At 70.7% G+C, this 24,061-nt stretch carries 24 protein-coding genes; 18 read left to right on the top strand and 6 right to left on the bottom strand.

Annotation, left to right across the window (positions count from 1 at the left end; translation table 11 throughout):
* The first annotated feature begins 189 nt into the window (after positions 1-189).
* Positions 190-1,470 (top strand): MFS transporter, encoded by a 1,281-nt coding sequence (locus G578_RS0108390; protein WP_028793850.1) that lies wholly within the window; start codon positions 190-192, stop codon positions 1,468-1,470.
* On the opposite strand, the gene radC is transcribed toward G578_RS0108390, so the two are convergent.
* From radC to sfsA, 3 genes are all read right to left on the bottom strand, one after another.
* The gene (radC, locus tag G578_RS0108395; RefSeq protein ID WP_028793851.1) at positions 1,467-2,165 is read right to left on the bottom strand and encodes a RadC family protein; all 699 of its coding nucleotides are present in this window, start codon (positions 2,163-2,165) and stop codon (positions 1,467-1,469) included. The genes G578_RS0108390 and radC overlap by 4 nt on opposite strands.
* Positions 2,166-2,325: 160 nt before the next feature.
* The gene (map, locus tag G578_RS0108400; protein ID WP_051244342.1) at positions 2,326-3,129 is read right to left on the bottom strand and encodes a type I methionyl aminopeptidase; all 804 of its coding nucleotides are present in this window, start codon (positions 3,127-3,129) and stop codon (positions 2,326-2,328) included.
* 70 nt (positions 3,130-3,199) lie between these two features.
* The gene (gene sfsA, locus G578_RS0108405) at positions 3,200-3,910 is read right to left on the bottom strand and encodes a DNA/RNA nuclease SfsA (protein ID WP_028793853.1); all 711 of its coding nucleotides are present in this window, start codon (positions 3,908-3,910) and stop codon (positions 3,200-3,202) included.
* 73 nt (positions 3,911-3,983) lie between these two features.
* Between sfsA and G578_RS0108410 the strand changes: the two genes are divergently transcribed.
* From G578_RS0108410 to G578_RS0108430, 5 genes are all read left to right on the top strand, one after another.
* Entirely contained in the window at positions 3,984-5,477 is a 1,494-nt protein-coding gene (locus G578_RS0108410) for an ABC transporter substrate-binding protein (protein ID WP_028793854.1), read from the top strand.
* On the top strand, positions 5,474-6,241 hold the full coding sequence (locus tag G578_RS0108415) for an SDR family NAD(P)-dependent oxidoreductase (RefSeq protein WP_028793855.1): 768 nt from the start codon (positions 5,474-5,476) through the stop codon (positions 6,239-6,241). Before G578_RS0108410 ends, G578_RS0108415 begins: the two co-directional genes overlap by 4 nt.
* 99 nt (positions 6,242-6,340) lie before the next feature.
* Entirely contained in the window at positions 6,341-7,141 is an 801-nt protein-coding gene (locus G578_RS0108420; RefSeq protein WP_028793856.1) for a competence/damage-inducible protein A, read from the top strand.
* Positions 7,138-7,890 (top strand): enoyl-CoA hydratase-related protein, encoded by a 753-nt coding sequence (locus G578_RS0108425; RefSeq protein ID WP_028793857.1) that lies wholly within the window; start codon positions 7,138-7,140, stop codon positions 7,888-7,890. The genes G578_RS0108420 and G578_RS0108425 overlap by 4 nt, the downstream gene beginning before the upstream one ends.
* Entirely contained in the window at positions 7,887-8,336 is a 450-nt protein-coding gene (locus G578_RS0108430; protein ID WP_028793858.1) for a hypothetical protein, read from the top strand. The genes G578_RS0108425 and G578_RS0108430 overlap by 4 nt, the downstream gene beginning before the upstream one ends.
* Positions 8,337-8,340: 4 nt before the next feature.
* Here G578_RS0108430 and G578_RS0108435 read toward each other — a convergent pair whose 3' ends face one another.
* On the bottom strand, positions 8,341-8,769 hold the full coding sequence (locus G578_RS0108435; RefSeq protein WP_028793859.1) for a c-type cytochrome: 429 nt from the start codon (positions 8,767-8,769) through the stop codon (positions 8,341-8,343).
* 246 nt (positions 8,770-9,015) lie between these two features.
* On the opposite strand from G578_RS0108435, the gene bchI reads away from it, so the two are divergent.
* From bchI to G578_RS29430, 7 genes are read left to right on the top strand one after another with little or no spacing between them, the layout of a single operon-like run.
* The gene (bchI, locus tag G578_RS0108440) at positions 9,016-9,981 is read left to right on the top strand and encodes a magnesium chelatase ATPase subunit I (protein WP_342664895.1); all 966 of its coding nucleotides are present in this window, start codon (positions 9,016-9,018) and stop codon (positions 9,979-9,981) included.
* Positions 9,966-11,708 (top strand): magnesium chelatase subunit D, encoded by a 1,743-nt coding sequence (locus tag G578_RS0108445; protein WP_051244345.1) that lies wholly within the window; start codon positions 9,966-9,968, stop codon positions 11,706-11,708. The genes bchI and G578_RS0108445 overlap by 16 nt, the downstream gene beginning before the upstream one ends.
* 9 nt (positions 11,709-11,717) lie before the next feature.
* Entirely contained in the window at positions 11,718-12,668 is a 951-nt protein-coding gene (bchO, locus tag G578_RS25420; protein WP_051244347.1) for an alpha/beta fold hydrolase BchO, read from the top strand.
* 20 nt (positions 12,669-12,688) lie between these two features.
* A complete protein-coding gene (gene crtI, locus G578_RS0108455; protein WP_051244855.1) occupies positions 12,689-14,230 on the top strand; it encodes a phytoene desaturase family protein in 1,542 nt (513 codons plus the stop codon).
* A complete protein-coding gene (locus G578_RS0108460; protein WP_156907237.1) occupies positions 14,211-15,287 on the top strand; it encodes a phytoene/squalene synthase family protein in 1,077 nt (358 codons plus the stop codon). The genes crtI and G578_RS0108460 overlap by 20 nt, the downstream gene beginning before the upstream one ends.
* An 11-nt stretch (positions 15,288-15,298) precedes the next feature.
* Positions 15,299-15,772, top strand: coding sequence for a TspO/MBR family protein (locus tag G578_RS0108465; protein WP_093148360.1), 474 nt, complete (start codon positions 15,299-15,301; stop codon positions 15,770-15,772).
* Positions 15,773-15,776: 4 nt separating this feature from the next.
* A complete protein-coding gene (locus tag G578_RS29430) occupies positions 15,777-15,935 on the top strand; it encodes a hypothetical protein (protein WP_156907238.1) in 159 nt (52 codons plus the stop codon).
* A 4-nt stretch (positions 15,936-15,939) separates the two neighbouring features.
* On the opposite strand, the gene G578_RS0108475 is transcribed toward G578_RS29430, so the two are convergent.
* Positions 15,940-16,758, bottom strand: a complete 819-nt coding sequence (locus tag G578_RS0108475) for a hypothetical protein (protein ID WP_028793865.1) — start codon at positions 16,756-16,758, stop codon at positions 15,940-15,942.
* 23 nt (positions 16,759-16,781) lie between these two features.
* Positions 16,782-18,395 (bottom strand): 1-hydroxycarotenoid 3,4-desaturase CrtD, encoded by a 1,614-nt coding sequence (gene crtD / locus G578_RS0108480; protein WP_051244352.1) that lies wholly within the window; start codon positions 18,393-18,395, stop codon positions 16,782-16,784.
* Positions 18,396-18,500: 105 nt separating this feature from the next.
* Between crtD and G578_RS0108485 the strand changes: the two genes are divergently transcribed.
* The 5 genes from G578_RS0108485 (at position 18,501) to bchY (ending at position 24,060) form a co-directional block, all read left to right on the top strand.
* A complete protein-coding gene (locus G578_RS0108485) occupies positions 18,501-19,370 on the top strand; it encodes a polyprenyl synthetase family protein (RefSeq protein WP_028793867.1) in 870 nt (289 codons plus the stop codon).
* A gap of 14 nt (positions 19,371-19,384) precedes the next feature.
* The gene (locus tag G578_RS0108490) at positions 19,385-20,533 is read left to right on the top strand and encodes a methyltransferase (RefSeq protein WP_051244354.1); all 1,149 of its coding nucleotides are present in this window, start codon (positions 19,385-19,387) and stop codon (positions 20,531-20,533) included.
* Positions 20,534-20,645: 112 nt separating this feature from the next.
* Positions 20,646-21,587 carry a chlorophyll synthesis pathway protein BchC gene (gene bchC, locus G578_RS0108495; protein WP_038013915.1) on the top strand — a complete coding sequence of 314 codons (942 nt, stop codon included), beginning with the start codon at positions 20,646-20,648 and terminating at the stop codon, positions 21,585-21,587.
* Positions 21,584-22,555 (top strand): chlorophyllide a reductase iron protein subunit X, encoded by a 972-nt coding sequence (locus G578_RS0108500; protein WP_028793870.1) that lies wholly within the window; start codon positions 21,584-21,586, stop codon positions 22,553-22,555. The genes bchC and G578_RS0108500 overlap by 4 nt, the downstream gene beginning before the upstream one ends.
* Before the next feature lie 11 nt (positions 22,556-22,566).
* Positions 22,567-24,060 (top strand): chlorophyllide a reductase subunit Y, encoded by a 1,494-nt coding sequence (gene bchY, locus G578_RS25425; protein WP_084618766.1) that lies wholly within the window; start codon positions 22,567-22,569, stop codon positions 24,058-24,060.
* The last annotated feature ends 1 nt before the right edge of the window (position 24,061 follow it).

Genomic DNA, 24,061 nt, shown 5'->3' on the forward strand with positions numbered 1-24,061 from the left:
GCCGGGTGCGACAGCCGGATCATGGGCAGCGGCGCGCTCGGATCCGCTTGATCTCGGCTTTGGCTCTTGGTTGCGCTACACATCAGTCCTATCCGGCCCGTTCCGGTGCCGGATTTCCCACCTTTGCCGTCATCCTGATGCACGTCAGGACCCAACCGGCCTGCCCACCTTCCAACCGCCACGGATACCATGAGCTCCGCCCCGCCAGCCGCTTCGCGTCCGACCCCGACCCCATCCCGCACCCTGCTCGGGATCGGCTGGTTCCTGTGCGCGCTGTTCTTCTTCTACGCCTTCGTCCAGCGGGTCGCGCCCTCGGTCATGGTCGACGAGCTGATGCGCGACTTCGCGGTCGGCGGGGCGTTGGTGGGGAATCTCTCGGCCTTCTACTACTACGCCTATGCCGGCTCGCAGATCCCGGTCGGGGTGATGCTCGACCGCTTCGGGCCGCGCCGGTTGATCACCGTGGCCGTCGGCCTGGTGGCGGTCGGCAGCTTCGTCTTCGCCGGGGCCGAGACCCTGTGGATGGCCTATCTCGGCCGGATGCTGATCGGCTTCGGCTGCGCATTCAGCTTCGCCGGCGCCCTGAACTATGCGGCGATCTGGATGCCGGCCCACCGCTTCGCCACGCTCAGCGGCGGCGCCCAGATGCTCGGCGTGATCGGCGGCATCACCGGTCAGGCGCCCCTCGGCGCGGCGGTGGAGGCGTTCGGCTGGCGGCCGATGATGCTGGTGGTCGCCGTGTTCGGCGCCGCCCTGGCGATCGCCTGCGGCTTCATCCTGCGCGACCGTCCGCGTGTCGACGGTGCGGCGCCGCGGCCGCGCCTGCTGGCCGGGCTGAAGCGGGCGGCGGGCAGCGGCCAGGTCTGGCTGGCGGCCATGTTCGGGCTGGCCATGACCAGCGCCATGCTGGCCTTCGGCGGCCTCTGGGGCGTGCCCTATGTCATGCAGGCCTACGACCATCCCAAGGCCGAAGCCGCGCTGCTGGTGAGCTGCCTGTTCATCGGCTGGGGCGTGGGCGCGCCGCTGTTCGGCTGGCTCGCCGACCGCTATCGCCGGCGCAAGCCCTTCATGATCCTCGGCGCGATCCTGTCCACCGCCGGCATCGCCGCGGCCGTCTACCTGCCCCATGTCAGCGACGTCACCCTGGCCGCTGCGTTGATCGTGCAGGGGCTGGGGGCCTCCTCCATGGTGCTGTCCTTCTCGGTCGGCCGCGAGAACACGCCGCTCTGGGCGGCCGGGGCCACGATCGGGATCATCAACGGCTGCGTGGTCGGCTCCGGTGCCGTGCTGCAGCCGCTGCTCGGCTGGGTGCTCGACCTCGCCTGGGACGGCACGATGCTGGAGGGTGCCCGGGTCTACACCGCCGCCGCCTATGAGCGCGCCTTCCTGGTCCTGCCGGTGATCGGCGTTTTCGGTCTGCTGGTCGCCCTGGTGGTGCGCGAAACCCACGGCAAGTCGGTCGAGTCCTAAAGCAACCCCTTCGCGCGGAAGCTGGCATGGCCGTGCCGGGCGACGATCAGGTGGTCGTGCAGCACGATGCCCAGGGTCGCCGCCGCCTCCTTGAGTTGGGCCGTGGTGGAGATGTCCGCCTGGGACGGCGTCGGGTCGCCCGTGGGGTGGTTGTGCACCACGATCAGCGCCGAGGCACCCAGGTCCAGCGCCCGCTTCACCACCTCGCGCGGATAGAGCGGGGTGTGGTCGATGGTGCCGCGGCCCTGCAACTCGTCCTGGATCAGCCGGTTGCGCTTGTCGAGATAGAGCACGCGCACGACCTCCACCGGCTCGTGCGCCATGGCGGCGTGACAGTAGTCGAGAAGCTGTTTCCAGCCGGACAGCACCGGCCGTTTCAGCAGCGGTTCGCCCAGCAGCCGGTCGGCCGCCGCCTTGGCGGTCTTCAGCGCGGCGACCGAGGCCTCGCCCATGCCGTCCACCTTCGCCAGTTCCCGAGGCTCGGCGCTGATCGTCTCGGCGAAGGACCCGAACCGGGCGATCAGCCGCTTGGCCAGCGGCTTGACGTCACCGCGCGGCTTGGCCAGGAACAGCAGAAGTTCGATGAGTTCGTAATCCGCAAGCGCATCCGCCCCAGCGGCGAGGAACCGCCTGCGTAACCGTTGCCGGTGGCCCTCCGGCCCGGGATCCTGCACTTCGCCCAACCCGTCATACACGCCCGACCTCCCTGGCTCGCGGTCACGGCCGGGCTATGGAAGGGGCGGGGGCGGAATGGGACGGCACTCAGCCTTCCCCCGTCGTACTGACGCACGTCAGGATCACGACTCGAACGCCCGCAGCTCGGTCCTGACGTGCGTCGGGACGACGGGGGAGTTCTCAAATGTACGGCGGCTTCGTATAGCCCTTGGGCGACAGGGTGAAGATCTCGAACCCGGTCTCGGTCACGCCGATCGAGTGCTCGAACTGGGCCGACAGCGACCGGTCACGGGTCACCGCCGTCCAGCCGTCCTCCAGGATCTTCACCGCGAACTTGCCGGCATTGATCATCGGCTCGACGGTGAAGAACATGCCCGGCTCCAGCATCGGGCCGTCGGTCGGGTGGCCGTAATGCAGCACGCTCGGCGGCGCGTGGAAGGTGCGGCCCAGGCCATGGCCGCAGAAGTCGCGCACCACCGAGAAGCGCTGCGCCTCGGCGAAGGTCTGGATGCGGTGGCCGATGGCGCCCAGATGCACGCCCGGACGGATCACATCGATGCCCAGCATCATGGCGTCGTAGGTCACCTCCACCAGCCGCTTGGCCTTCACCGGGATCTTGTCGCCGACGAGGTACATGCGGCTGCTGTCGCCGTGCCAGCCGTCGAGGATCACGGTCACGTCGATGTTGACGATCTCGCCTTCCACCAGCTTGCGGTCGCCCGGAATGCCGTGACAGACCACGTGGTTGATGGAGGTGCAGATCGACTTCGGGAAGCCCTTGTAGCCGAGCGGCGCCGGGGTGGCGCCATTGGCCAGCGTCATCTCGTGGCAGAGCCGGTCCAGCTCGTCGGTGGTCACGCCGGGGGCGACATGGTCGGTGATCATGTCGAGGATCTCAGCCGCGAGGCGTCCGGCCTTGCGCATACCCTCGAAATCCTCAGGCCCATGGCGCACGATCTGGCGCGCTTCGGCGAGCTGCTGCATCGCGATCTTCCTTGCTTCGTAACGTGGCTGCAATCTGCTGCCACCGGGCGGGAAGGTCAAGGTTCGGGGCTTATCCCGACACCGGCACCGGGCGGTTCAGCACCACGCGGCCCAGCGTCACGTCGCATTCCCACGCCAGCGCCTCCACCCCGGCGGCGCGGGCCCGGTCGAAGGCGAGGCCGTATTTCGGGTCGATGTCGCGGGCCAGTGCCAGTCGGTCGCCGTCCATGCGCTGGATGCAGAACAGCGTCACCGCCCGGTGTCCCGCCGCGACCATGGCCGCCAGCTCGTCCAGGTGCTTCGCCCCGCGGGCGGTCACGCTGTCGGGAAACTCGTGGGCGCCGGGATTGGGGCCGTCCGGGCGGACCAGATGCACGTTCTTCACTTCCACATAGCAGGGCGGCCGGCCCGGAGCTTCCAGCAGCATGTCGATGCGGCTGTTCACCCCGTACTTCACCTCGCGGCGCAGGGTCTCGTAGCCGGCCAGCTCCGGGATCAGCCCGGCGGCGATGGCCTCGGCGACGATGGCGTTCGGCCGCCCGGTATGGATGCCGACCAGCCCGCCTTCGGTCTCGACCAGCTCCAGGGTGTAGGGCAGCTTGCGCTTGGGATCGGGCGAGCGCGACAGCCAGACCCGCAGACCCGGATCCTTCAGCCCGGTCATCGCACCCGGGTTCGGGCAATGGGCGGTCACCACCGCGCCGTCGAGATCGATATCGGCGAGGAAGCGCTTGTAGCGCCTGATCAGGCGGCCTTCGTGCAGGGGAGTGGGCAGGTCCATCGCCGGACGCTAGCCGGGCGCCGGGTCGATGTCATCCCTTCCGCCCCGCGCCGGTTCGTGGTTAGACGGAACGATGACCGACCATGCCGTGATCCTGCAGGCCTCCGTCGACCTCCGCGACCCGCACGACTGTACCGACAGCGGCGATGCCCTCGCCCTGTTGGAGGCGGTGTTCGATGCCCCGGTCCGCCGGCGGGCCGACGGGGGCTACGCGCCGGCGCTGGCCGAGAGCTGGACCGTCTCCGATGACGCCCGCACGTGGACCCTGACGCTCCGCGCGGCGCTGACATTCCATGACGGACGTCCGCTGGATGCCGTCGCCATGGCGGCCTCCATCGCGCGGATGAAGCGGCCGGATGTCGGGGCCACCCTGGGGGCGCCGGCGGTTTGGGGCCAGTACCTCGCGGGTGCGGCGATCCAGGCGGTCGATGCGCGGACGGTCTCGATCACCGCCACGGAGCCACTGGCCGATCTGCTGGACATTCTCGCCTCCGCCTATGCCGTCCCGCCGGAGGTGGACGACCCGGACTTCCGGCGAAACCCGATCGGCACCGGCGCCTACCGGGTCGAGTCGTCGCGTCCGGGCGAGGGGGTCCGGATGGCCGCCAATCCGCACTGGTGGGGCGGGCCGGTCGAGAACGCCGGACTGGTCTTCCGCTGCGAGCCGGACGCGGATCGGCGGGCGGCGGCCGTCGCGTCGGGACAGGTCGCCCTGGCGACCCGGATACGGGCCTCGCCGCAGCGGCCGGCGGTCGAGCGCGCGGGCCGGTTCTGGTCCGGGTACACCGATCCCACATCGATCATCTACCTGCTGAACGCCGCGCACGGTCCCTGCGCCGATGCCCGCGTCCGGCGGGCGCTGACGCTGGCGGTCGACCGGCCCCGGCTGATCGACACGGTGCTCGCAGGCGACGGCGACAGGCTGGAGGGTTTCGTCAGCGCCGCCCATTTCGGTGCGCCGACGCCGTCGGGCGATGGGGCGCAGGGGGATGGGGCGCCGGGTGGGCTGTTCGATCCGCAGACGGCGCGGACCTTGCTGGCGGAGGCCGGGCATGGCGCGGGACTGGTTCTCACGGTGGACACGCCGACCCGTCTGCCCGACGAGGCGCAGGCGCTGACCGCCGCGCTGGGCGAGCAACTCGCCGCGGTCGGCATCACCCTGCAGCCCCGCGTGACCGAGGACCGCGTCGCCTATGCCGAACGGGTGCGCGACAAGCGCATCGGCGACCTCTGCGTCTTCGACTCCAGCCCGATGAGCACCTTCCGGGTGCTCTACGAGAAGATCGACAGCCGGGTCGCCGGTTCCTGGTGGCAGGGCTATGCCAATCCGACGGTGGAGCGCCTGCTCGACCAGGCCCGCCGGACGGTGGAGGACGGTGCGCGGGGCCGGCTCTACGGCGATGCCTACCGTGCCCTGCAGGCGGACCCGGCCTGGCTGCCGCTCTATCATCATCGCCTCGGCGTGGCGTCCACCGTGGCGCTGGACACCTGCCCGGTGCGCGGCGACGGCGTTCTCGACGTAACATTGCTGCCGGCCCTTACGGGCGGAGAGGGAGAACGGACATGACGCAGAAGGTGGCCATCGTGACCGGCGCGGCGCGCGGTATCGGGCTGGCGGTGACCAGGCGGTTCCTGGCCGAGGGCTGGCGGGTCGTCATGGTCGATATCGAGGTCGAGGCGCTGCTCGCCGCTGAGGCCGATCTCGACAGCGGGGACGCGGTGGCCCAGGCCTGCGACGTGTCCGACCCGGTGCAGGTGCGCCGTGTCGCCGGCGTCGCCATAGAGCGGTTCGGGCGGATCGACGCGGTGGTGAACAACGCCGGGATCGCCGTCTTCAAGCCGCTGCTCGACACCAGCTACGACGAGTGGTCGCGGGTGCTGGCGGTCAACCTGAACGGCCCGTTCCTGATGGTACAGGAGACCGCCCGGCTGATGGCGGAGACCGGCGGCGGGGCGGTGGTGAATATCGGCTCGATCTCCGGCCTGCGCGCCAGCACCCTGCGGGTCGCCTATGGCACGTCGAAGGCGGCGCTCATGCACCTGACCAAGCAGCAGGCGACCGAACTCGGCGAGATCGGCGTGCGGGTCAACCTGATCGCCCCCGGGCCCGTCGACACCGCCATGGCCAAGGAGGTCCACACCCCGGCGATCCGGGCCGACTATCACGACGCGATCCCGCTGAACCGCTACGGGCTGGAGGAGGAGATCGCCAACGCGGTGTTCTTCCTGTGCAGCGACCGGGCGAGCTACATCACCGGCCAGACCCTGGCGGTCGATGGCGGCTTCGACGCGGCCGGCATCGGCCTGCCGACCTTACGGCAGGACGGCTGAGCAATTCGGGTCGATCCGGGGTCGGCGCGCGCTGGTCCCTTGCTGTCGGCGGGTCGCTGCACCATCCTCTGTCGCCCTACCGTCCGCCTGGAGCCCGCAATGACCGACCCATCGCCCCCGACCATCACCGCCGCCATGCTGATCATCGGCAACGAGATCCTGTCGGGGCGCACCAAGGACAAGAATGTCGGCTACATCGCCGAGGAACTGACGGCGATGGGCATCCGGCTGTCGGAGGTGCGCGTGGTGCGCGACGACGAGGCGGCGATCATCGAGGCGGTGACGGTGCTGTCGGAGCGCTACACCTACGTCTTCACCTCCGGCGGCATCGGCCCGACCCATGACGACATCACCACCGCCTGCATCGCCAAGGCCTTCGGCGCCGCGGTGGAGCGCAACCCCGAGGCGATGCGCAGGCTGACCGCGCACTACGCCAACAGCGGGGTGGAGTTCAACGCCGCCCGGCAGAAGATGGCGGAGATCCCGGTCGGCGCCGATCTGATCGACAATCCGGTCTCGGCGGCGCCGGGGTTCATCCTGAAGAACGTCCATGTCATGGCCGGGGTGCCGCGCATCCTGCAGGCGATGTTCGAGGGGCTGAAGCCGATGCTGACCGGCGGCGCCGAGATGCTGTCGCGGACCGTGGCCTGCACGGTCGGCGAGGGCACCGTGGCCGGCGGACTGGGCCAGATCCAGGTCGGATTCCCCGATATCGAGATCGGCAGCTATCCGTATTTCCGCGCCGGCGCCTTCGGCACGAGCCTGGTCCTGCGCGGCACCGACGAGGCCCGGCTGGAGGCGGCGACCGAGGAGGTGCGCAAGCTGGTCCGCTCGCTGGGCGGCGAGCCGATCGACATCGACGACGGGTCGGAGAAAGGGGTCGAGGAGGCCGCGTCGTGAGCCACGTCCGCGTCGAACGCTACGAGCATGTCGCCCGCGTCACCCTGGACCGGTCGGCCAAGCGCAATGCGATGAGCAGCGATGTCGCCGCCGAGCTGACGGCGGCGTTCCTCGCCCTGGCCGATGCCGACGACCTGCGGGTGGTGGTGCTGTCCGGGGAAGGGCCGAGCTTCTGCGGTGGCGCCGATGTGAAGGAACTGGCCGCGCTCACGCCTGAGACGGCCGACTCGTTCATCCGCGGTCTGCACGCGGCCATCGCCGCCGCCATGACCTGTCCGGTGCCGGTCATCGCCGCGATCCGTGGTGCCTGTGTCGGCGCCGGGCTGGAGCTGGTGGCGGGCTGCGACATGCGGATCGCGACCTACGACGCGCATTTCTCCATGCCCGAGGTGAAGATCGGGGTGCCCTCGGTAATCGAGGCGGCGCTGCTGCCGCGTTTGATGGGCCGGGGCAAGGCGGCGAGGATGGTGCTCACCGGCGAGACCATCGACGCGCAGACGGCGTTCAATTGGGGGCTGGTCGAGGAACTGGTCTCCGCCGACGATCTGATGTTCCGCGCCGGCGCCCTGGCCGCCGAGATCGCCGAGGCCGACCCGCTGGCGATCCGGGCCCAGAAGCGGCTGATCCGCGCCTGGGACGACATGACCATCGAGCAAGCGGTGGAGGCGAGCGTCCGCGAATTCGCCGACAGCTACCGGACCAGCGCGCCGCGCGACCGGCTGGCGGCGGCGATGGCCGGCCGGAAATGAACTGGGCGGAAACGATCTGGGCGGAAATGATCTGGGCGGACGTGATCCGGCGGAAAACGACCGGCCTGGCCGCGGTCCTGGCGCTGGCACTGTTGCCGGGGACGGCCGCCGCGGCGGCGTCGCTCGACGGCATCTGGGGGATGGACCGGGGCGGCACGGTGGACTGCGCCACCCTGGTCATGGTGCTGCGCGACGGCACCTACGCCAAGGCCATGCTCGATGTCGGCACGACCCAGGGCAAGCGCGACAGCGTCGCCGGGACCTCGACCTACGCCGTTGCCGGCGACCGGGTCGAGATCGCGCCGACCCTGTCCTTCGCCCGGCCGGAGCCGCGTCAGGTGTTCCATTGGGATCCGGTGGCCGATGTGCTGCTGCGCCTGGAGCCGGCACCCCGGCTCACCTACAGGCGCTGCCCCGACCGGCCGCTGAACCCGATGACCCGGTAGGCGTCTACCTGCCCTCTTCCTTGCCTTCGAAGAACGGCTGCAGATAGGCCAGGATGTCCTCGGCCTCCTTCTCGTTCTTCAGGCCGGGAAAGGTCATCTTGGTCCGCGCCTTGTCCTTGCCGATCACCGAGCCGATGTAGCCGTTCGGATCGACGATGTACTGCCTGAAGTGGTCCGCGTCCCACGGGTCGATCGTGTCGCCGGCGGCGGCCATGTCGTCGGAATGGTTGAAGCCCGGGAAGCTGCCCGCCTTGCGATTGAACAGATTGTAGAGGGACGGCCCCACCTTGCGCTTGCCGTCCGCCAGCGAATGGCAGGCCTGGCATTTCACGAACAGCTTCTTGCCGGCATCGGCGTCGCCCGCCGCATGGGCGGCGCCGGGCAGGGCAAGACTGATCAGGAGGGCGGCGGCAGTCGATACTCGAACTAGCACGATTATACTCCCTTAAGTCGATTTATCGCGTCGACCTATCTGTTCCGCCGACTTCGAGTGTCAAGCCTACGCGACACGTCCGCCGGCGGGCAAGGCCTGCCGTTTGTGTGACTCGCGCAAACGCCGCCGTCATAAATTCCCTGGTTTCCGCGCTTGTGATCAATCGCACTACGCGACATCATGGAATCTATGGCGCCTTTGTATCCCTTCAGTGCGATCGTCGGACAGTCGGAGATGCTGCTCGGCTTGACAGTTGCATCTGTCGATCCGAGCGTCGGCGGCGTGCTGATCTTCGGCGAGCGCGGGACGGGAAAATCGACCGCGATCCGGGCCCTGGCCCATCTCCTGCCGACGATGAAGGTCGTCGACGGCTGCCGCTTCAACTGCGACCCGGCCAAGCCCGCCGACCTCTGCGGCCACGCCTGCGGCAAGCAGGGCGGACGGCCGAAGACCGGCGAGATACCGATTCCGGTGGTCGACCTGCCGCTCGGTGCGACCGAGGACCGGGTGGTCGGCGCCCTTGACCTGGAAGTGGCCCTCAGCCGTGGCGAGAAGCGGTTCGAACCCGGATTGCTCGCCCGCGCGCATCGCGGTTTCCTGTACATCGACGAGGTCAACCTGCTGGAGGACCATCTGGTCGACCTGCTGCTGGACGTCGCCGCCTCCGGCGAGAACGTGGTCGAGCGCGAGGGGCTGAGCGTGCGTCATCCGGCGCGCTTCGTTCTCGTGGGCAGCGGCAATCCGGAGGAGGGCGAGCTGCGCCCGCAGCTGCTCGACCGCTTCGGTCTGTCGGTGGAGGTGACGACGCCGAAGGACCTGAAGGACCGGGTGGAGGTGGTGCGCCGCCGCGAGGCGTTCGAGCGGGACAGGGACGGCTTCGTCGCCGCCTGGACCGGCAAGGAAGCCGCGATCCGGCGCAAGATCGTCCGTGCCCGGCGCCTGCTCTCCCAGATCGAGATGCCGGACAGCGTGGTGCAGCGGGCGGCGGAGATCTGTCTGGCGCTGGGCACCGATGGACTGCGGGGCGAGCTGATCCTGATCCGCGCGGCCCGGGCCGTGGCGGCGCTGGAGGGTGCCAAGGTGGCCTCCGTCGATCACCTGCGCCGGGTCGCCCCCATGACCCTGCGCCATCGCTTGCGGCGCGACCCGCTGGACGATGTCGGTGCCAGTGTTCGGGTCGAGCGGGTGCTCGACGAATGCTACGCGGCGTGAACGCGCCGGCGCCACCGCCCCTCTGCGATGCCGCGCTGGCGGCGGTGCTGCTCGCGGTCGATCCGGCCGCATTGGGCGGTATCTGGGTGCGGGCGCGGGTCGGACCGGCGCTGGATGGGTGGACGGCGTTCCTGCGCGCCTGCCTGCCGGACGAGACGCCGGTGCGCCGGTTGCCGATCCATGTGGCCGACGACAGGCTGATCGGCGGGATCGACCTCGCCGCCACTCTGCGCAGCGGCCGGACCGTGGTCGAACGCGGCCTGTTGGCGGCGTGCGACGGCGGCGTGCTGATCGTGCCGATGGCGGAACGCATGACCGGCGCCACCGCCTCCCGGCTCGCCGCCACGCTGGACACCGCGACGGTGGTCGCCGAGCGCGAGGGGATCAGCGCCGTCTGGCCCGCTCGGCTCGCCGTGGTCGCGATCGACGAGGGACGGGACGATGACGAGCCGGTGCCCGCCGCCCTGCTCGACCGTCTGGCGCTCGCCGTCGACCTCGCCGCCGCGCCGGATGAGTATCCCGGGGCGATGCCCGACGCCGTCGACCGGGCACGGCGCGGTCTTGCCGGAGTCCGGGTCGAAGAGCGGGAGCGCGAAGCCCTCTGTGCCGCCGGTCTGGCGCTGGGGGTCGACTCCATGCGCATGGCCGTGGCCGCCCTGAGAACCGCCCGGGCGCATGCCGCCTGGGTCGGACGGCAGACGGTCGAGGGCGCGGATCTCGAGGCCGCGGTGCGGCTCGTCTTCGCCCTGCGGGCGACCCGGATGCCGGCGGAGCCGGAAGAGGCGGCCGCCGAGGATGCCGACCCGCCGCCCAGCGCGCCGAACGAAACCGACCAATCCCCCGATCACGCCGATAGCGACCCGGCCGGTGACCGTCTGGTGGAGGTGGCCCGTGCCGTCCTGCCGCCAGATCTCCTGGCCCGGCTGGCCGCCGGCCTCGCGCCGCGGCGGCCGGGAAACACCGCCGGGCGTCGGGGCGAGGGGGCGGCCTCGCGGCGCCGCGGCCGACCGCTGGGCAGCGTGCCCGGCGATCCCCGGCGCGGCGACCGTCTGAACCTCGCGGACACCCTGCGGGCGGCGGCGCCCTGGCAGCGGCTGCGCGGACGGCAGGGAGCGGCGGTCATCGTCCGGCCGGAGGATTTCCGCGTCGTGCGCTACCGCCACCGCAGCGAGAGCGTGACCGTGTTCGTGGTCGACGCCTCCGGCTCCTCGGCGCTGCACCGCCTCGCCGAGGCCAAGGGCGCGGTCGAACTGCTGCTGGCGGAATGCTACGTGCGCCGCGATCAGGTGGCGTTGCTGGCGTTCCGTGGAGAGGCGGCCGACCTTCTGCTGCCGCCGACCCGTTCGCTCGTGCGCGCCAAGCGGATGCTGGCCGGGCTGCCCGGCGGCGGGGGCACGCCGCTGGCCTCGGGCCTCGACATGGCGGCGGGGCTGGCGCGGGCGATCCGGCGCGAGGGGCGGTCGCCCTCCCTGGTCGTGCTGACCGATGGGCGGGCGAATATCGGCCGCGACGGTGCGCCCGGCCGCGAGGCCGCCAGCCGTGACGCCACCGATGCGGCCCGGCGGATCGCCGGCGAGAGCCTGCCCGCCCTGGTGCTGGACACCAGCCCGCGGCCCCGGCCGGAAGCGGCCGACCTCGCCCGCGCCATGGCCGGGCTCTATCTGCCGCTGCCCCAGGCGGATGCGGCCGCCGTGTCCCGGGCGGTGATCGCCGCGCGCGGCGGCTAGGCCGGATGCATGACCTCCGGCCGCGACCTCGACTGGAACCGGGACGGCCCCGACTGGCCGAACGTCGTCCACAGCCGGTTCGTGCGTGCGGGCCGGCTGTGCTGGCATGTGCAGGTGGCCGGCGCCGGCCCGGGTCTGCTGCTGCTGCACGGTACCGGCGCCTCGACCCATAGCTGGGCCGGCATGGTCGAGGAGCTGGCGCGGGATTTCACCGTGGTCGCCCCCGACCTGCCCGGCCACGGCTTTACCGGGGCCGCGTCCCAGTATGGTCTCTCCCTGCCGGGCATGGCCCACGGGATCGCCGAGCTGGTCGACGCCCTGGAGGTGCGGCCGGCCATGGGCGTCGGCCATTCGGCGGGCGCGGCCATCCTCGCCCGCTGCACGTTGGATCGTCGGCCGTCGCTCCGGGCGCTGGTCAGCCTGAACGGTGCGCTGGTGCCGTTCGCCGGGGTCGCCGGACGCCTGTTTTCCCCCCTGGCCAAACTGATGGCGATCAACCCGGTGACGCCGGGCTTCCTGTCCTGGCGCTTGTCCCGACCGGAGGCGTTCGGGCGGCTCATCGCTAGCACGGGGTCCAGCGTCGATCCGTCCAGCGCGGCGCTCTATCGGCGTCTGGCGTCCAGTCCGCGGCATGTGGCGGGCGCTCTGGGGATGATGGCCAACTGGGACCTGCGGCGCCTCGCGCGGGAACTGCCGGAACTGGGCATCCCCTTGCTGCTGGTGGCGGCGGCCGGCGACCGGACCGTTCCGCCGGGCCAGGCCGCCGACCTCGCCGGCCGCATCCCGTCCGCCAGGCTGGAGACCCTGCCCTGGGGCGGCCATCTCGCCCATGAGGAACGGCCGGCGGAGATCGCCGCCCTGATCCGCCGCGTCGCCCGCGAGTCCGGCGTTCTGCCCGCGCCGGGCGATATGGCCGCTTCGTGCTTGGAAAATAAAATGGACACACGTACTGTAAATTAATGGATACACTCGATCTCCCGATGGGGCGTGTTGACCGGCAGCGGCCCCCGACGCGGGTGCCCGACCGGCCGGGCGATCCACGGCCTCATGCGGTGGTGATCGGCGCGGGGTTCGGCGGACTGGCCGCTGCCGTCCGACTCGGCGCGCGGGGCTATCGGGTCACCGTCCTGGAAAAGCTCGACGCCCCCGGCGGCCGGGCGTTCGTCTTCCGACAGGACGGTTTCACCTTCGACGCCGGTCCGACCATCATCACCGTGCCCCATGTCTTCGAGGAACTCTGGACCCTGGCCGACCGCCGGATGTCCGACGACATCGACCTGCGCGAACTCGATCCGTTCTATCGCATCAGCCTTGCCGATGGCCGGTTCATCGACGTCTGCCGCGACGAGGACGAGATGCGGGCCCGTGTGGAGGCGCTGTTCCCGGGAGAGGGGGCGGGCTTCGTGCGGTTCCAGGCGGAATGCCGGCGGCTCTGCGATCTCGCCTTTCTCGGCCAGGGCGACCGGCCGATGCACGACCCGCTGGGCATGGCCAAGCTGGCCCCGGACCTGCTGACCCACGGCGCGCTGCGCTCGGTGCACGGGCTGGCGGCGAAATACGTCCGCGATCCCGGCCTGCGGGCGATCCTCAGCTTCCATCCCCTGCTGATCGGCGGCAATCCCTTCGCCACCACCGCGGTCTATGCCCTGATCCCGGAGCTGGAGCGACGCTGGGGGGTGCATTTCGCCATGGGCGGAACGGGCGCGCTGGTCAAAGGCCTGGCGGGCCTGATCGCGGGGCAGGGCGGGACGCTGTGCTGCGGCACCGAGGTCGACGAGATCGTCACCAGCGGCCGCCGTGCCGTCGGCGTGCGGCTGGCGTCCGGCGAGACGGTCGCGGCCGATCTGGTCGTCTCCAACGCCGATCCGGGCTGGACCTACGGGCATCTGCTGCGGCGCACGGCCCGGCGGCGCTGGACCGACCGGCGGGTCGCCCGGGCCCGGTATTCCATGAGCCTGTTCGTCTGGTATTTCGGCACCGACCGGCGCTACGAGGACGTGCCCCATCACAGCATCCTGCTCGGTCCGCGCTATCGCGGCCTGCTGGAGGACATTTTCCGGCGCGGCGTGCTGGCCGACGATTTCAGCCTGTATCTGCACCGGCCGACCGCCACCGACCCGGCCCTGGCACCGCCGGGTCACGACGCCTTCTACGTGCTGTCGCCGGTGCCCAACCTGGCCGCCGGCATCGACTGGGAGGCGGCGGCCGAGCCCTATCGGCGGCGCATCGAGGCGCATCTGTCGGCGACCGTCCTGCCCGGTCTGGAGCGGTCGGTGGTGACCTCGCGCGTGGTCACGCCGCCGTATTTCCGCGACAGTCTGAATACGCCGCTGGGCGCCGGGTTCTCGCTGCAGCCGCTGCTGACCCAGAGCGCCTGGTTCCGGCCGCACAACCGTTCGGAGGAACTGGAACGCCTGTATCTGGTGGGTGCGGGTACCCATCCCGGCGCCGGCGTGCCCGGCGTGCTGTGTTCGGCCAAGATTCTCGACGCGGTGGTGCCCCATGCCGATGCGATCCGCTGACATGATGCGAGAGGCGGCGGACCGCGAGGCCTGCCGGGCGCTGATCGCCCAGGGGTCGCGCAGCTTCCATGCCGCCTCGCGCCTGCTGCCGGCCGCGGTCGCCGAACCGGCCCTGGCGCTTTACGCCTTCTGCCGGACCGCCGACGACGCAGTGGACGAGGCCGAGCCAGGACAGGTGGAGGCGGCGGTGGAGTCGGTGCGGCGGCGCCTCGACCGGATCTATGCCGGACAGGCGGATGGCGACCCGGTCGACCGCGCCTTTACCCGGGTGGTGGAGCGCTTCGCCCTGCCGCGGGCGCTGCCCGATGCGCTGGTGGACGGTTTCGCCTGGGACGCGCTCGGTCGGGACTACGAGACAATCGGCGAACTGCGCGCCTATGCCGCCCGGGTGGCCGGCAGTGTCGGCGCGATGATGACGGTGCTGATGGGCGCCCGCGCCGGGCCTGTCATCGCCCGCGCGGCGGATCTGGGCGTCGCCATGCAGCTCACCAACATCGCCCGTGATGTCGGCGCCGATGCGCGGCTCGGACGGCTCTACCTGCCGAAGGCGTGGATGCGCGAGGTCGGACTCGACCCTGAGGTCTGGCGCGCCGCCCCACGGCACGATGCGGCCCTCGGCCATGTGGTGCGCCGGCTGCTGGACGAGGCGGACCGGCTCTACGTCCGCTCCCATGCCGGCATCGGCCAATTGCCGATCGGCTGTCGGACCGGCGTGCGGGCGGCGCATCTGCTCTATGCCGAGATCGGCCGCGAGGTGGCCCGGCGCGGTTATAACGGCGTGGACGGCCGCGCGGTGGTCGGACGGCAACGCAAACTCGCCCTCCTGGCCCGCGCCATACTGACCGGGCAGCGCATCATGCCCGGCCTGCGCGACGAGCCCCTGGCGGAGAACCGGTTCCTGGTGGCGGCGGTGGAGGCCGGTCCGGCCCCGCGTCCGCAGCCCGGCCGCAGCTTCGGCGAGCGCGCCGTGTGGACCGCCGATCTGGTCATGCGCCTGGAACTCAACGATCGAAGGCCTAGATCGGTGTCGGGTGGAGCATCGCTCGGCCAGGCCTGAGGGAGATAGTCTTGTTCGATCCGGCCCTGATCGTTTTCATCGTCGCCTGCACGGCGGCCGCGCTGACCGGCGTGCTGTTCAAGCCCGGCCAGTGGTACGAGCAGCTCGCCAAGCCGTGGTGGCGGCCGCCGAACTGGCTGTTCGGTCCGGCCTGGACGATCCTCTACGCCATGATCGCCATTTCGGGCTGGCTGGTCTGGAAAGCCTCGTCCTGGCCGGCCATGGCGCCGGCACTGACGATCTACGGGGTGCAGCTTCTGCTGAACGCCGGCTGGAGCCCGCTGTTCTTCGGACTGCGCCGGCCGGATCTGGCGTTCTACGAGCTGCTGCTGCTGTGGACGTCGATCCTGGCGACCATCATCGCCTTCCTGCCGATCTCGCCGCTCGCGGCCGGGCTGCTGGTTCCCTACCTCGCCTGGGTGACCTTCGCCGGGGCGCTCAATCTCAGCATCGTCCGGTTGAATCCGGTCGAAGCCAGGGGGTAGGGCCGTGTCGTCGGACATGCTGGCGCTGATCGAGCCGCTGTTCATCGTGGTGGTCGCATTCGGGCTCGGCTTCTGGCAGCTGCGGGAGCTGAACCAGTTGAAGCGGGAGCGCGAGCGCCGCGAGCGCGAGGCGGCGCGCGAGAAAGAGACGGAGCCGTGCTGAGCGGTCAGGGCAGACCGGCGGTCCAGCGCGGCATGCGGAACGGCAGCATCAGCCTGACCACCGGGTGGGCGAAGCGGTCCAGGTCCAGACTTTCGTGGATCGCCACCGATTCCGTGCCGTCCAGGCGCAGGTCCAGCATCTCGCGGGTGTAGAACGGGCTGTCCTCCAGCACCCGGCGGATGACCGCGCCGTTGGTGGTATCCGCCCGGGTCTTCCGGCGCACGCCCCAGAACCCATCGGGCAGGCAGATCTGCGGCGGCGGCACGAAATCCTCCACCGCGCCGTCGGGATCGAAGCGCAGGGCCATGCGCAGGTCGCTGCCGTCCCGGCGCTCGGCGTCGTAGAGAACGACGGCGCCGTCGCCTCGGCGCAGCCGCGACCAGTCCCACCGGCGAAAGCCGTCTTCCAGAGGCTCCTCGCCCCGGTTCGCGTCCAGATAGGCGTGGCCCTGCCACCGAGTGCGCGGGCTGTCGAGCGCGACGGTCACCCGGGCCAGCGGCGCGATCGGCCGCCAGACGTGACGGCCCTCGGGGTCGAGCGGGTACTGGCGGCCGGGCAGGACCTCCGGGGTCAGGGTGACGGTGCCGCGGATCGGGGTCAGATGCGGTGTGGCCCGTTCATCGAGCTCGATGACCAGCTCGGTGCCGGTCCAGTGCAGCGAGGAGCCGGCGAGGGTGAAGTGGTTCGTCGTCCGGCCGAGGGCGCCGCGGCCACGCTCGGTCATCGCCCAGCGATCCGACCGGGCGCCGTACAGCGCCACGTTGATCGCGCAGTGATCCTCCGGCTCGCGGCGGCCGGCCCAGGCGTAATAGGGCGAGAACACGCTGCCGACGAACGCGATGATCGTCAGTCCGCAGGTCCCGTCGTCGCTGATCGCATCGACATACCACCAGGCATAGCCACCCGGCGGGACCGGTTGCGCGAAGTCAGGTCCGTCAGGATCCGCTCGGCCGCGCGCCGGCCCGACAGCGCCGCCATCGCGATTCCCGGCCCCGGATGCACGCTGCCCCCCGCCAGGTACAGCCCCGGCAGCCGGGTCTGCGCCCCGTTCCTCTCGAACGCCGCCTTCCACCCGTGTCCCGCCGGTCCGTAGATCGCGCCCCCCGTGCCGGGAAACCGGCGCGCGAAATCCGCCGGACTCGTCACCACCCTCTGCGCCGGGTTGCCGGCGAGGGTGAGGCCGCAGCGCGCCATCAGGGCCATCGCGCTCTCTGTGCATCGCTGTGTCTCCTCGTCCTCGAAGGTCTCGGTGTCGCCGGTGGCGGGGGCATTGATGATGGCGAACAGTCGCTCCGGCCCGGTTGTGCGGTCACCCTCGCCGTCCCCGGCATCCTGGTCCTGGGCGCAGAGATAGACGGTGGGCCGGTGCGGCAGGCGGCGGTGCCGGAACAGGTCCTCGAACTCGCCGCGATAGTCGTCGCCGAAGAAGACGTTGTGCCGGACCAGGGGGAACCCGTCGGTCTCGGCCACCATCGACAGGGTGAGGGCGGATAGGGAGCGCCTGCCCGGTGCGGTGGCCGTCGCGGCACCGCGCACCGCCTCGCCCAATAGGCCGCTACCCAGCGCGCTGACATCGCCGCAGAACAGCACGGCGTCGGCGCGCAGGGTTTCGCCGTCGTCCAGCCGAACGCCGGTCGTCCGTCCGCCGTCGGTCAGGATCGTCTCCGCACCGGTAGCGAACCGGAACGCGGCGCCGTGGGATGCCGCGACGGCCGTCAGGGCCTCCGGCAGGCGCGTCATGCCGCCGTCGATGGTCCACACGCCGGACTGCTCCACATGGGCGATCAGCATCAGCGTCGCCGGCGCCGCGAAGGGCGAGGCGCCGCAATAGGTGGCATAGCGGGCATAGAGCTGGCGCAGCCGCGGGTCGCGGAACCGTCGGCCGAGCGCGTCCCACAGGGTGGCGAAGGGCTGGGCGGCGGCGAGGTCGCGCGCGCCCGACAATCCCCCGGCCAGGGAAAGGCCGATCGGCGTGGGCCGCGGCCCGCGGATGAACGGCGCTTCCATGCTGCGGTAGACCCGCGCCGCGTGGTCGCAGAAGTCCCGGTACCGGTCGGCTTCCGCGATCCCGGCGAAATCGGCGATCGCCGCGGCCGAGCGTTCGGGATCGGCGAACAGGTCCAGGCGTTCGTCCCGGCTCCAGGCATGGCGGGCCAGGATCTCCGCCGGCCGCAGTGTCAGATGATCGTCCAGCCGGGTTCCGGCGTCGTCGAACAGCTCCTCGAAGGCCCAGCGCATGGTCACCACGGTCGGGCCGGAATCCACTGGCCGGCCGGCGACCGGAACCGCCCGGATCTTGCCGCCGGCATGATCCGCCGCTTCCACCACCGTGACCGCGAGGCCGCGCGCCGCCAGCAGCACGGCGGCGGACAGGCCCGCCATTCCCGCGCCCACGATGATCACCCGGTCGCTCGTCGGGGCCGGCTCGTGGGAGATGCGCTTCCGGTCCGATCGGATCATGGGGTCGCAATCGTTCGTTGCCGGGGAATTCAACGTGTGTATAAAATAATTGACACATTAAAATGTCCAATAAGAAATACACAGAAAAACACGAGGGAGGCGGAGATGGACATCAGGCTCAGGATCGAGCAGGCCCTCGAGGCGGCAGTGTCGGCGGGAGAGACCCAGGAGGCTCCTCCCGGACTGGCGGCCGCCATCCGTTATGCTGTGTTCCCCGCCGGGCACCGGATCCGACCGCGGATCCTTCTCGGTGTTGCCGCCGCCTGCGACGACGACGCGCCGGAGGTGAGCGACGCGGCGGCCGCGGCGATCGAGCTGCTGCACTGCGCGTCCCTCGCTCACGATGACCTGCCCGCCTTCGACGGCGCCTCGACGCGGCGGGGCAAGCCGTCGCTGCACCGCGCCTATGGCGAGCCGCTTGCCGTGCTGACCGGCGACGCCCTGATCGTGATGGCCTTCGAGACCCTGGCGCGGGGCGCGGGCGGGCGGCCGGAGCGTCTCGGCCCCTTGGTCGCGGCCGTGGGCCGCGCGGTGGGCACACCGGGCGGCATCTGCGCCGGTCAGGCCTGGGAAGGCGAGGCCAAGGTGGATCTGTCGGCCTATCAGCGGGCCAAGACCGGCGCCCTGTTCGCCGGCGCCGCCGCCGCCGGGGCGATCGCCGCCGGTCGCGTTGGAGAGCCCTGGATGGCCTTCGGCAACGGCCTGGGCGAAGCGTATCAGGTGGCGGACGATATCTGCGACCTGATCGCCGACCCGGAGGTGATCGGCAAGCCGGTCGGACAGGACCAGGCGCATGCCCGTCCCAACGCCGCCCGAGAGCTTGGGCTGGAGGGGGCGAAGAAGCGGCTGGCGACACTGATGCGCCGGGCCGTCGAGTCGATCCCCGACTGTCCCGGCCGTGACGGCCTGTGCGCGATGGTCATGGCCGAGGGCGGCAAGATCCTTCCCAAGGGCGCGGTCCGCCACGCCGCCTGACGGCGGCACCGGCCATGGCCGATCACGCGACCCCGATCCATCCCCCTGCGGCCCGCTCCTGGCGGGATCGGTGGCAGAATTTCCGGATACGGCTGATCGCCGATCCCACCTTCCAGCGCTTCGCCGCGGGGTTTCCGCCGACCCGCTGGATCGCCCGGCGCAAGGGGCGGGCGCTGTTCGACCTCTGCGCCGGCTTCGTCTACTCCCAGATCCTTGTCGCCTTCGTGCGGCTCCGTGTGGCGGAACATCTGGCCGGCGGTCCCCGCCCGGTGGTGGCGCTTGCCCGCGACCTGTCGCTCGATGCCGACGCGGTGGAGCGGCTGCTGCGGGCGTCCACCGCCCTCGGCCTGACCCGTCGCTGCGGGGAGGGGGTCTACGGGCTGGCCGACCTCGGCGCGGCCCTGCTGGGCAATGCCGGCGTGGCCGAGATGATCGAGCATCACGCCGCCCTCTACGCCGACCTCGCCGATCCGACCGCCCTGCTGCGCGGCGGTTCGGGGGAAAGGGCGCTGGAACACTATTGGGGCTACGCCACCGCCGAGGCGGCGTCGGGGCTGAGCGGCGACCGGGTCGCGGCCTATAGCGAGCTGATGGCGGCCTCGGTGCCGATGGTCGCCGAGGACGTTCTGGATGCCCATCCCCTGGACGGCCGCAGGCTGCTCATGGACGTGGGCGGCGGGTCGGGCCGCTTCGTCGCCGCCGCTCTCCATCGCCACCCCGGACTGCACGCCGTCGTCGCCGATCTGCCGTCGGTCGCGGAGCTGGCGCGGGACCGGTTCGCGGCCGAGGGGCTCGAGGGGCGGGCGCAGGTCGCCGGACTGGATTTCCATCGCGATCCGCTGCCCGTGGGGGCGGATGTCGCGACCCTGATCCGGGTGTGCTTCGACCACGACGACGCGCGTGTCGCCCGCCTGCTCGGCCAGGTGCGCGCGGCCCTGGCGCCGGGTGGCCGGCTGCTGCTGGCCGAGGTGATGACCGACGCTGAGAGGCCCGAGCCGATCGGCGACGCGTATTTCGGATTCTATCTCCTGGCCATGGGGCGAGGGCGCTGCCGGAGCGTCGAGAAACTGCGGGACATGCTGCGCAAGGCGGGCTTCCGGGCGGTCCGCGAGGTGCCCACCCGCCGGCCGATGCTGGCCCGTCTTCTGACGGCCGAGGTGTAAGGCAATTGGTTAAGAAAAGATGTCAAAAAGATTTGACACTCTAAAATGTAAAGCTAGACTGACAACACTAGATAGAGCGGACCCAAGCCGCCGACCCGGAGGAACCCGTCTGATGATCTCCGCTACCGCCATCGTCCTCGAACAGCCCGAGCGCCTGTCGCTCCGCGCGGTCGATCTGACCGAGCCCGGCCCGGACGACGTGGTGGTGAACATCGACTGGACCGGGGTCAGCACCGGGACCGAGCGCTTGCTGTATTCCGGCCAGATGCCGGCCTTCCCGGGCATGGGATATCCGCTGGTTCCGGGGTACGAAACGGTCGGTCGGATCGCCGGTGGTGCCCGATCGGGCGAGCGGGTTTTCGTTCCAGGCGCCCAGTGTTTCGGTGAGATCCGCGGCCTGTTCGGCGGCTCCGCCTCGCGCTTGGTGGTGCCCTCGGCCCGGGCCGTGCGGATCGACGACGGACTGGGCGAGCGCGGTACGCTGATGGCGCTGGCCGCCACCGCCTACCACGCCCTCGCCGCGCCCGAGGCGCGCCTGCCGGAGCTCATCGTCGGGCACGGCGTGCTGGGTCGCCTGATCGCCCGGATCACGACGGTTCTCGCCGCCGAACGCGGCACACCCGCACCGGTGGTGTGGGAGACCAACGCCGGCCGCCGGTCCGGCGCCGTCGGCTACGAGGTCGTGCATCCGATGGATGATGACCGCCGGAACTACCCGGTGATCTGCGACGTCAGCGGCGACTCCGAGATTCTGGACACCGTCATCGCCTGCCTCGCCCCGGGTGGCGAGATCGTGCTGGCGGGGTTCTACAGCAAGCCCCTGGGCTTCGCCTTTCCGCCGGCCTTCATCCGCGAGGCGCGCATCCGCATCGCCGCGGAGTGGAAGCCGGCCGATCTCACGGCCGTGATCGCGCTGATCGACGAGGGTCGGCTGTCGCTGGACGGCCTGATCACCCACCGCGTCGATGCCGCCCAGGCCGAGGGTGCGTACCGCACCGCCTTCGAGGATGCCGACTGTCTCAAGATGATCATGGATTGGAGAGCGTTCTCATGACGCCGACCCTGACAGCTCACGCCACGCTCGCTACCGACACCGACATCGAGCATGCGCCGGCCAAGAAGACCGAGGTCATCGCGATCTACGGCAAGGGCGGGATCGGCAAGAGCTTCACGCTCGCCAACCTCAGTTACATGATGGCCCAGCAGGGCAAGCGGGTGCTGCTGATCGGCTGCGATCCGAAGAGCGACACCACCTCGCTGCTGTTCGGCGGGCGGAGTTGCCCGACGATCATCGAGACGTCCTCGAAGAAGAAGGCGGCCGGCGAGACTGTCGAGATCGGCGACGTCTGCTTCATGCGGGACGGCGTCTTCGCCATGGAGCTCGGCGGTCCCGAGGTCGGGCGCGGCTGCGGCGGACGCGGAATCATCCACGGCTTCGAACTGCTGGAGAAGCTCGGCTTCCACGACTGGGACTTCGACTACGTCCTGCTCGACTTCCTGGGCGACGTGGTGTGCGGCGGCTTCGGTCTGCCGATCGCCCGCGACATGTGCCAGAAGGTCATCGTCGTCGGCTCGAACGACCTGCAGTCGCTCTATGTCGCCAACAACGTCTGCTCGGCGGTCGACTACTTCCGCAATCTCGGGGGCAATGTCGGCGTCGCCGGGCTGATGATCAACAAGGACGACGGCACCGGCGAGGCCCAGGCCTTCGCCAAGGCGGTCGGCATCCCGGTCCTGGCCGAAATCCCGGCCCACGAGGACATCCGCCGCAAGAGCGCCAACTACGAGATCATCGGCCGGCCCGGCACCGAATGGGCCTCCCTGTTCGAAGGTCTCGCGGCCCGTGCCGCCGAGGCGCCGCCGGTGCGTCCGACCCCGCTCAGCCACGACGACCTGCTCGGCCTGTTCAAGGGCGACGCGGTCGGGCGCGGCGTGACCCTGCAGCCGGCGTCCCTCGCCGACATGTGCGGGGCCGCCTACGCCCCGCGGCCGTCCCTCGAAGTCGTCTACGAAGGCGTGTGAGGGCAGTCGAGATGCAAGATATCGGTCCCGATCCCCGCAAGGCTTCAGCGCCTTCCGCCGCCAAGAAGAAGGCGGAGAAGGCCCTGCTCGGCTGCCATGCCGGCCCCGGCGTGATGGAAGACGCGGCCCGGTCGGCCGGCAAGAGCGACACCCTCGACCAGCTCGCCGCCGATTATCCCAAGGGCCCGCACGATCAGCCGCAATCCATGTGTCCGGCCTTCGGCGCCCTGCGCGTCGGCCTGCGGATGCGACGCACCGCGACGATCCTGTCCGGCTCTGCCTGCTGCGTGTACGGCCTGACCTTCACCTCGCATTTCTACGGTGCGCGACGCACGGTCGGCTACGTCCCGTTCAATTCGGAGACCCTGGTCACCGGCCAGCTCTACGAGGACATCCGCGACGCCACCAAGGAAATCGCGGATCCGGAGAAGTACGACGCGGTCGTGGTCATCAACCTGTGTGTGCCGACGGCGTCGGGCGTCCCGCTCGACCGGTTGCCGCCGCAGATCGACGGCGTGCGGATCATCGGCATCGACGTCCCCGGTTTCGGCGTACCGACCCATGCGGAAGCCAAGGACGTGCTGGCCGGCGCGATGCTGCGCTATGCCCGCAAGGAAATCGAAGCCGGGCCCGTTGCCCGCCCGCGCTCGCTCAAGGACGACCGGCCGACCGTCACCCTGATCGGCGAGCTGTTCCCGGCCGATCCGGTCGGCATCGGCGCGCTGCTGGATCCCATGGGCCTGTCGGTGGCGCCGCAGCTTCCCTCGCGGGAATGGCGCGACCTCTATGCCTGCCTGGACAGCCGCGTGGCCGCCGCCGTGCATCCCTTCTATATCGCCAGCGTGCGCGAGTTCGCGACCGCCGGTCGGCCGGTGGTCGGCTCCGGCCCGGTCGGGGTCGACGGCACGGCCGCCTGGCTGGAAAAGATCGGTGCCGCCGCCGGCGTGTCCGAGAAGCAGATCGATGCCGCTAAGTCCGCCGCCCTGCCGGCGATCCGCGGCGCGCTGGCCGGCAATCCGGTGAAGGCGACGGTGACGGTCTCCGGCTACGAGGGCTCCGAGCTGCTGGTCGCCCGCCTGCTGATCGAGGCCGGCGCGCGGGTGCCTTATGTCGGCACCGCCTGCCCGAAGACCGAGTGGAGCAAGGACGACCGCGAGTGGCTGGAGGCCAAGGGCTGCCACGTGCAGTACCGCGCCTCGCTCGAGCAGGACCTCGCCGCGATGAAGGACGTCAAACCCGACCTCGCATTGGGGACCACGCCTCTGGTGCAGGCTGCCAAGGAGCAAGGAACGCCGGCGGTCTACTTCACGAACATGGTCTCCGCCCGGCCCCTGTTCGGTCCCGCCGGTGCGGCCTCAATGGCCGGCATCGTGGCGGCACAGACCGGGGGACGGGCCCGCTTCGCCGACATGGTCGACTTCTTCGACGGTGTCGGCACCGGCGAGACCGCCGGCTACACCGTGCCGTCCCGCGCGGCGGCGTCACCGATGTCGGCGGGAGACTGAG

The sequence above is a fragment of the Thalassobaculum salexigens DSM 19539 genome, assembly GCF_000423805.1.
GTDB classification, from domain to species: domain Bacteria; phylum Pseudomonadota; class Alphaproteobacteria; order Thalassobaculales; family Thalassobaculaceae; genus Thalassobaculum; species Thalassobaculum litoreum.

Bases quoted from the DNA above. Each gene is read 5' to 3' on its own strand.
- G578_RS0108390 (WP_028793850.1), top strand. From the start codon at position 190: ATGAGCTCCGCCCCGCCAGCCGCTTCGCGTCCGACCCCGACCCCATCC.
- map (WP_051244342.1), bottom strand. From the start codon at position 3,129: ATGCAGCAGCTCGCCGAAGCGCGCCAGATCGTGCGCCATGGGCCTGAG.
- sfsA (WP_028793853.1), bottom strand. From the start codon at position 3,910: ATGGACCTGCCCACTCCCCTGCACGAAGGCCGCCTGATCAGGCGCTAC.
- G578_RS0108410 (WP_028793854.1), top strand. From the start codon at position 3,984: ATGACCGACCATGCCGTGATCCTGCAGGCCTCCGTCGACCTCCGCGAC.
- G578_RS0108415 (WP_028793855.1), top strand. From the start codon at position 5,474: ATGACGCAGAAGGTGGCCATCGTGACCGGCGCGGCGCGCGGTATCGGG.
- G578_RS0108420 (WP_028793856.1), top strand. From the start codon at position 6,341: ATGACCGACCCATCGCCCCCGACCATCACCGCCGCCATGCTGATCATC.
- G578_RS0108430 (WP_028793858.1), top strand. From the start codon at position 7,887: ATGAACTGGGCGGAAACGATCTGGGCGGAAATGATCTGGGCGGACGTG.
- G578_RS0108445 (WP_051244345.1), top strand. From the start codon at position 9,966: ATGCTACGCGGCGTGAACGCGCCGGCGCCACCGCCCCTCTGCGATGCC.
- bchO (WP_051244347.1), top strand. From the start codon at position 11,718: ATGACCTCCGGCCGCGACCTCGACTGGAACCGGGACGGCCCCGACTGG.
- crtI (WP_051244855.1), top strand. From the start codon at position 12,689: ATGGGGCGTGTTGACCGGCAGCGGCCCCCGACGCGGGTGCCCGACCGG.
- G578_RS0108460 (WP_156907237.1), top strand. From the start codon at position 14,211: ATGCCGATGCGATCCGCTGACATGATGCGAGAGGCGGCGGACCGCGAG.
- crtD (WP_051244352.1), bottom strand. From the start codon at position 18,395: ATGATCCGATCGGACCGGAAGCGCATCTCCCACGAGCCGGCCCCGACG.
- G578_RS0108485 (WP_028793867.1), top strand. From the start codon at position 18,501: ATGGACATCAGGCTCAGGATCGAGCAGGCCCTCGAGGCGGCAGTGTCG.
- G578_RS0108490 (WP_051244354.1), top strand. From the start codon at position 19,385: ATGGCCGATCACGCGACCCCGATCCATCCCCCTGCGGCCCGCTCCTGG.
- bchC (WP_038013915.1), top strand. From the start codon at position 20,646: ATGATCTCCGCTACCGCCATCGTCCTCGAACAGCCCGAGCGCCTGTCG.
- G578_RS0108500 (WP_028793870.1), top strand. From the start codon at position 21,584: ATGACGCCGACCCTGACAGCTCACGCCACGCTCGCTACCGACACCGAC.
- bchY (WP_084618766.1), top strand. From the start codon at position 22,567: ATGCAAGATATCGGTCCCGATCCCCGCAAGGCTTCAGCGCCTTCCGCC.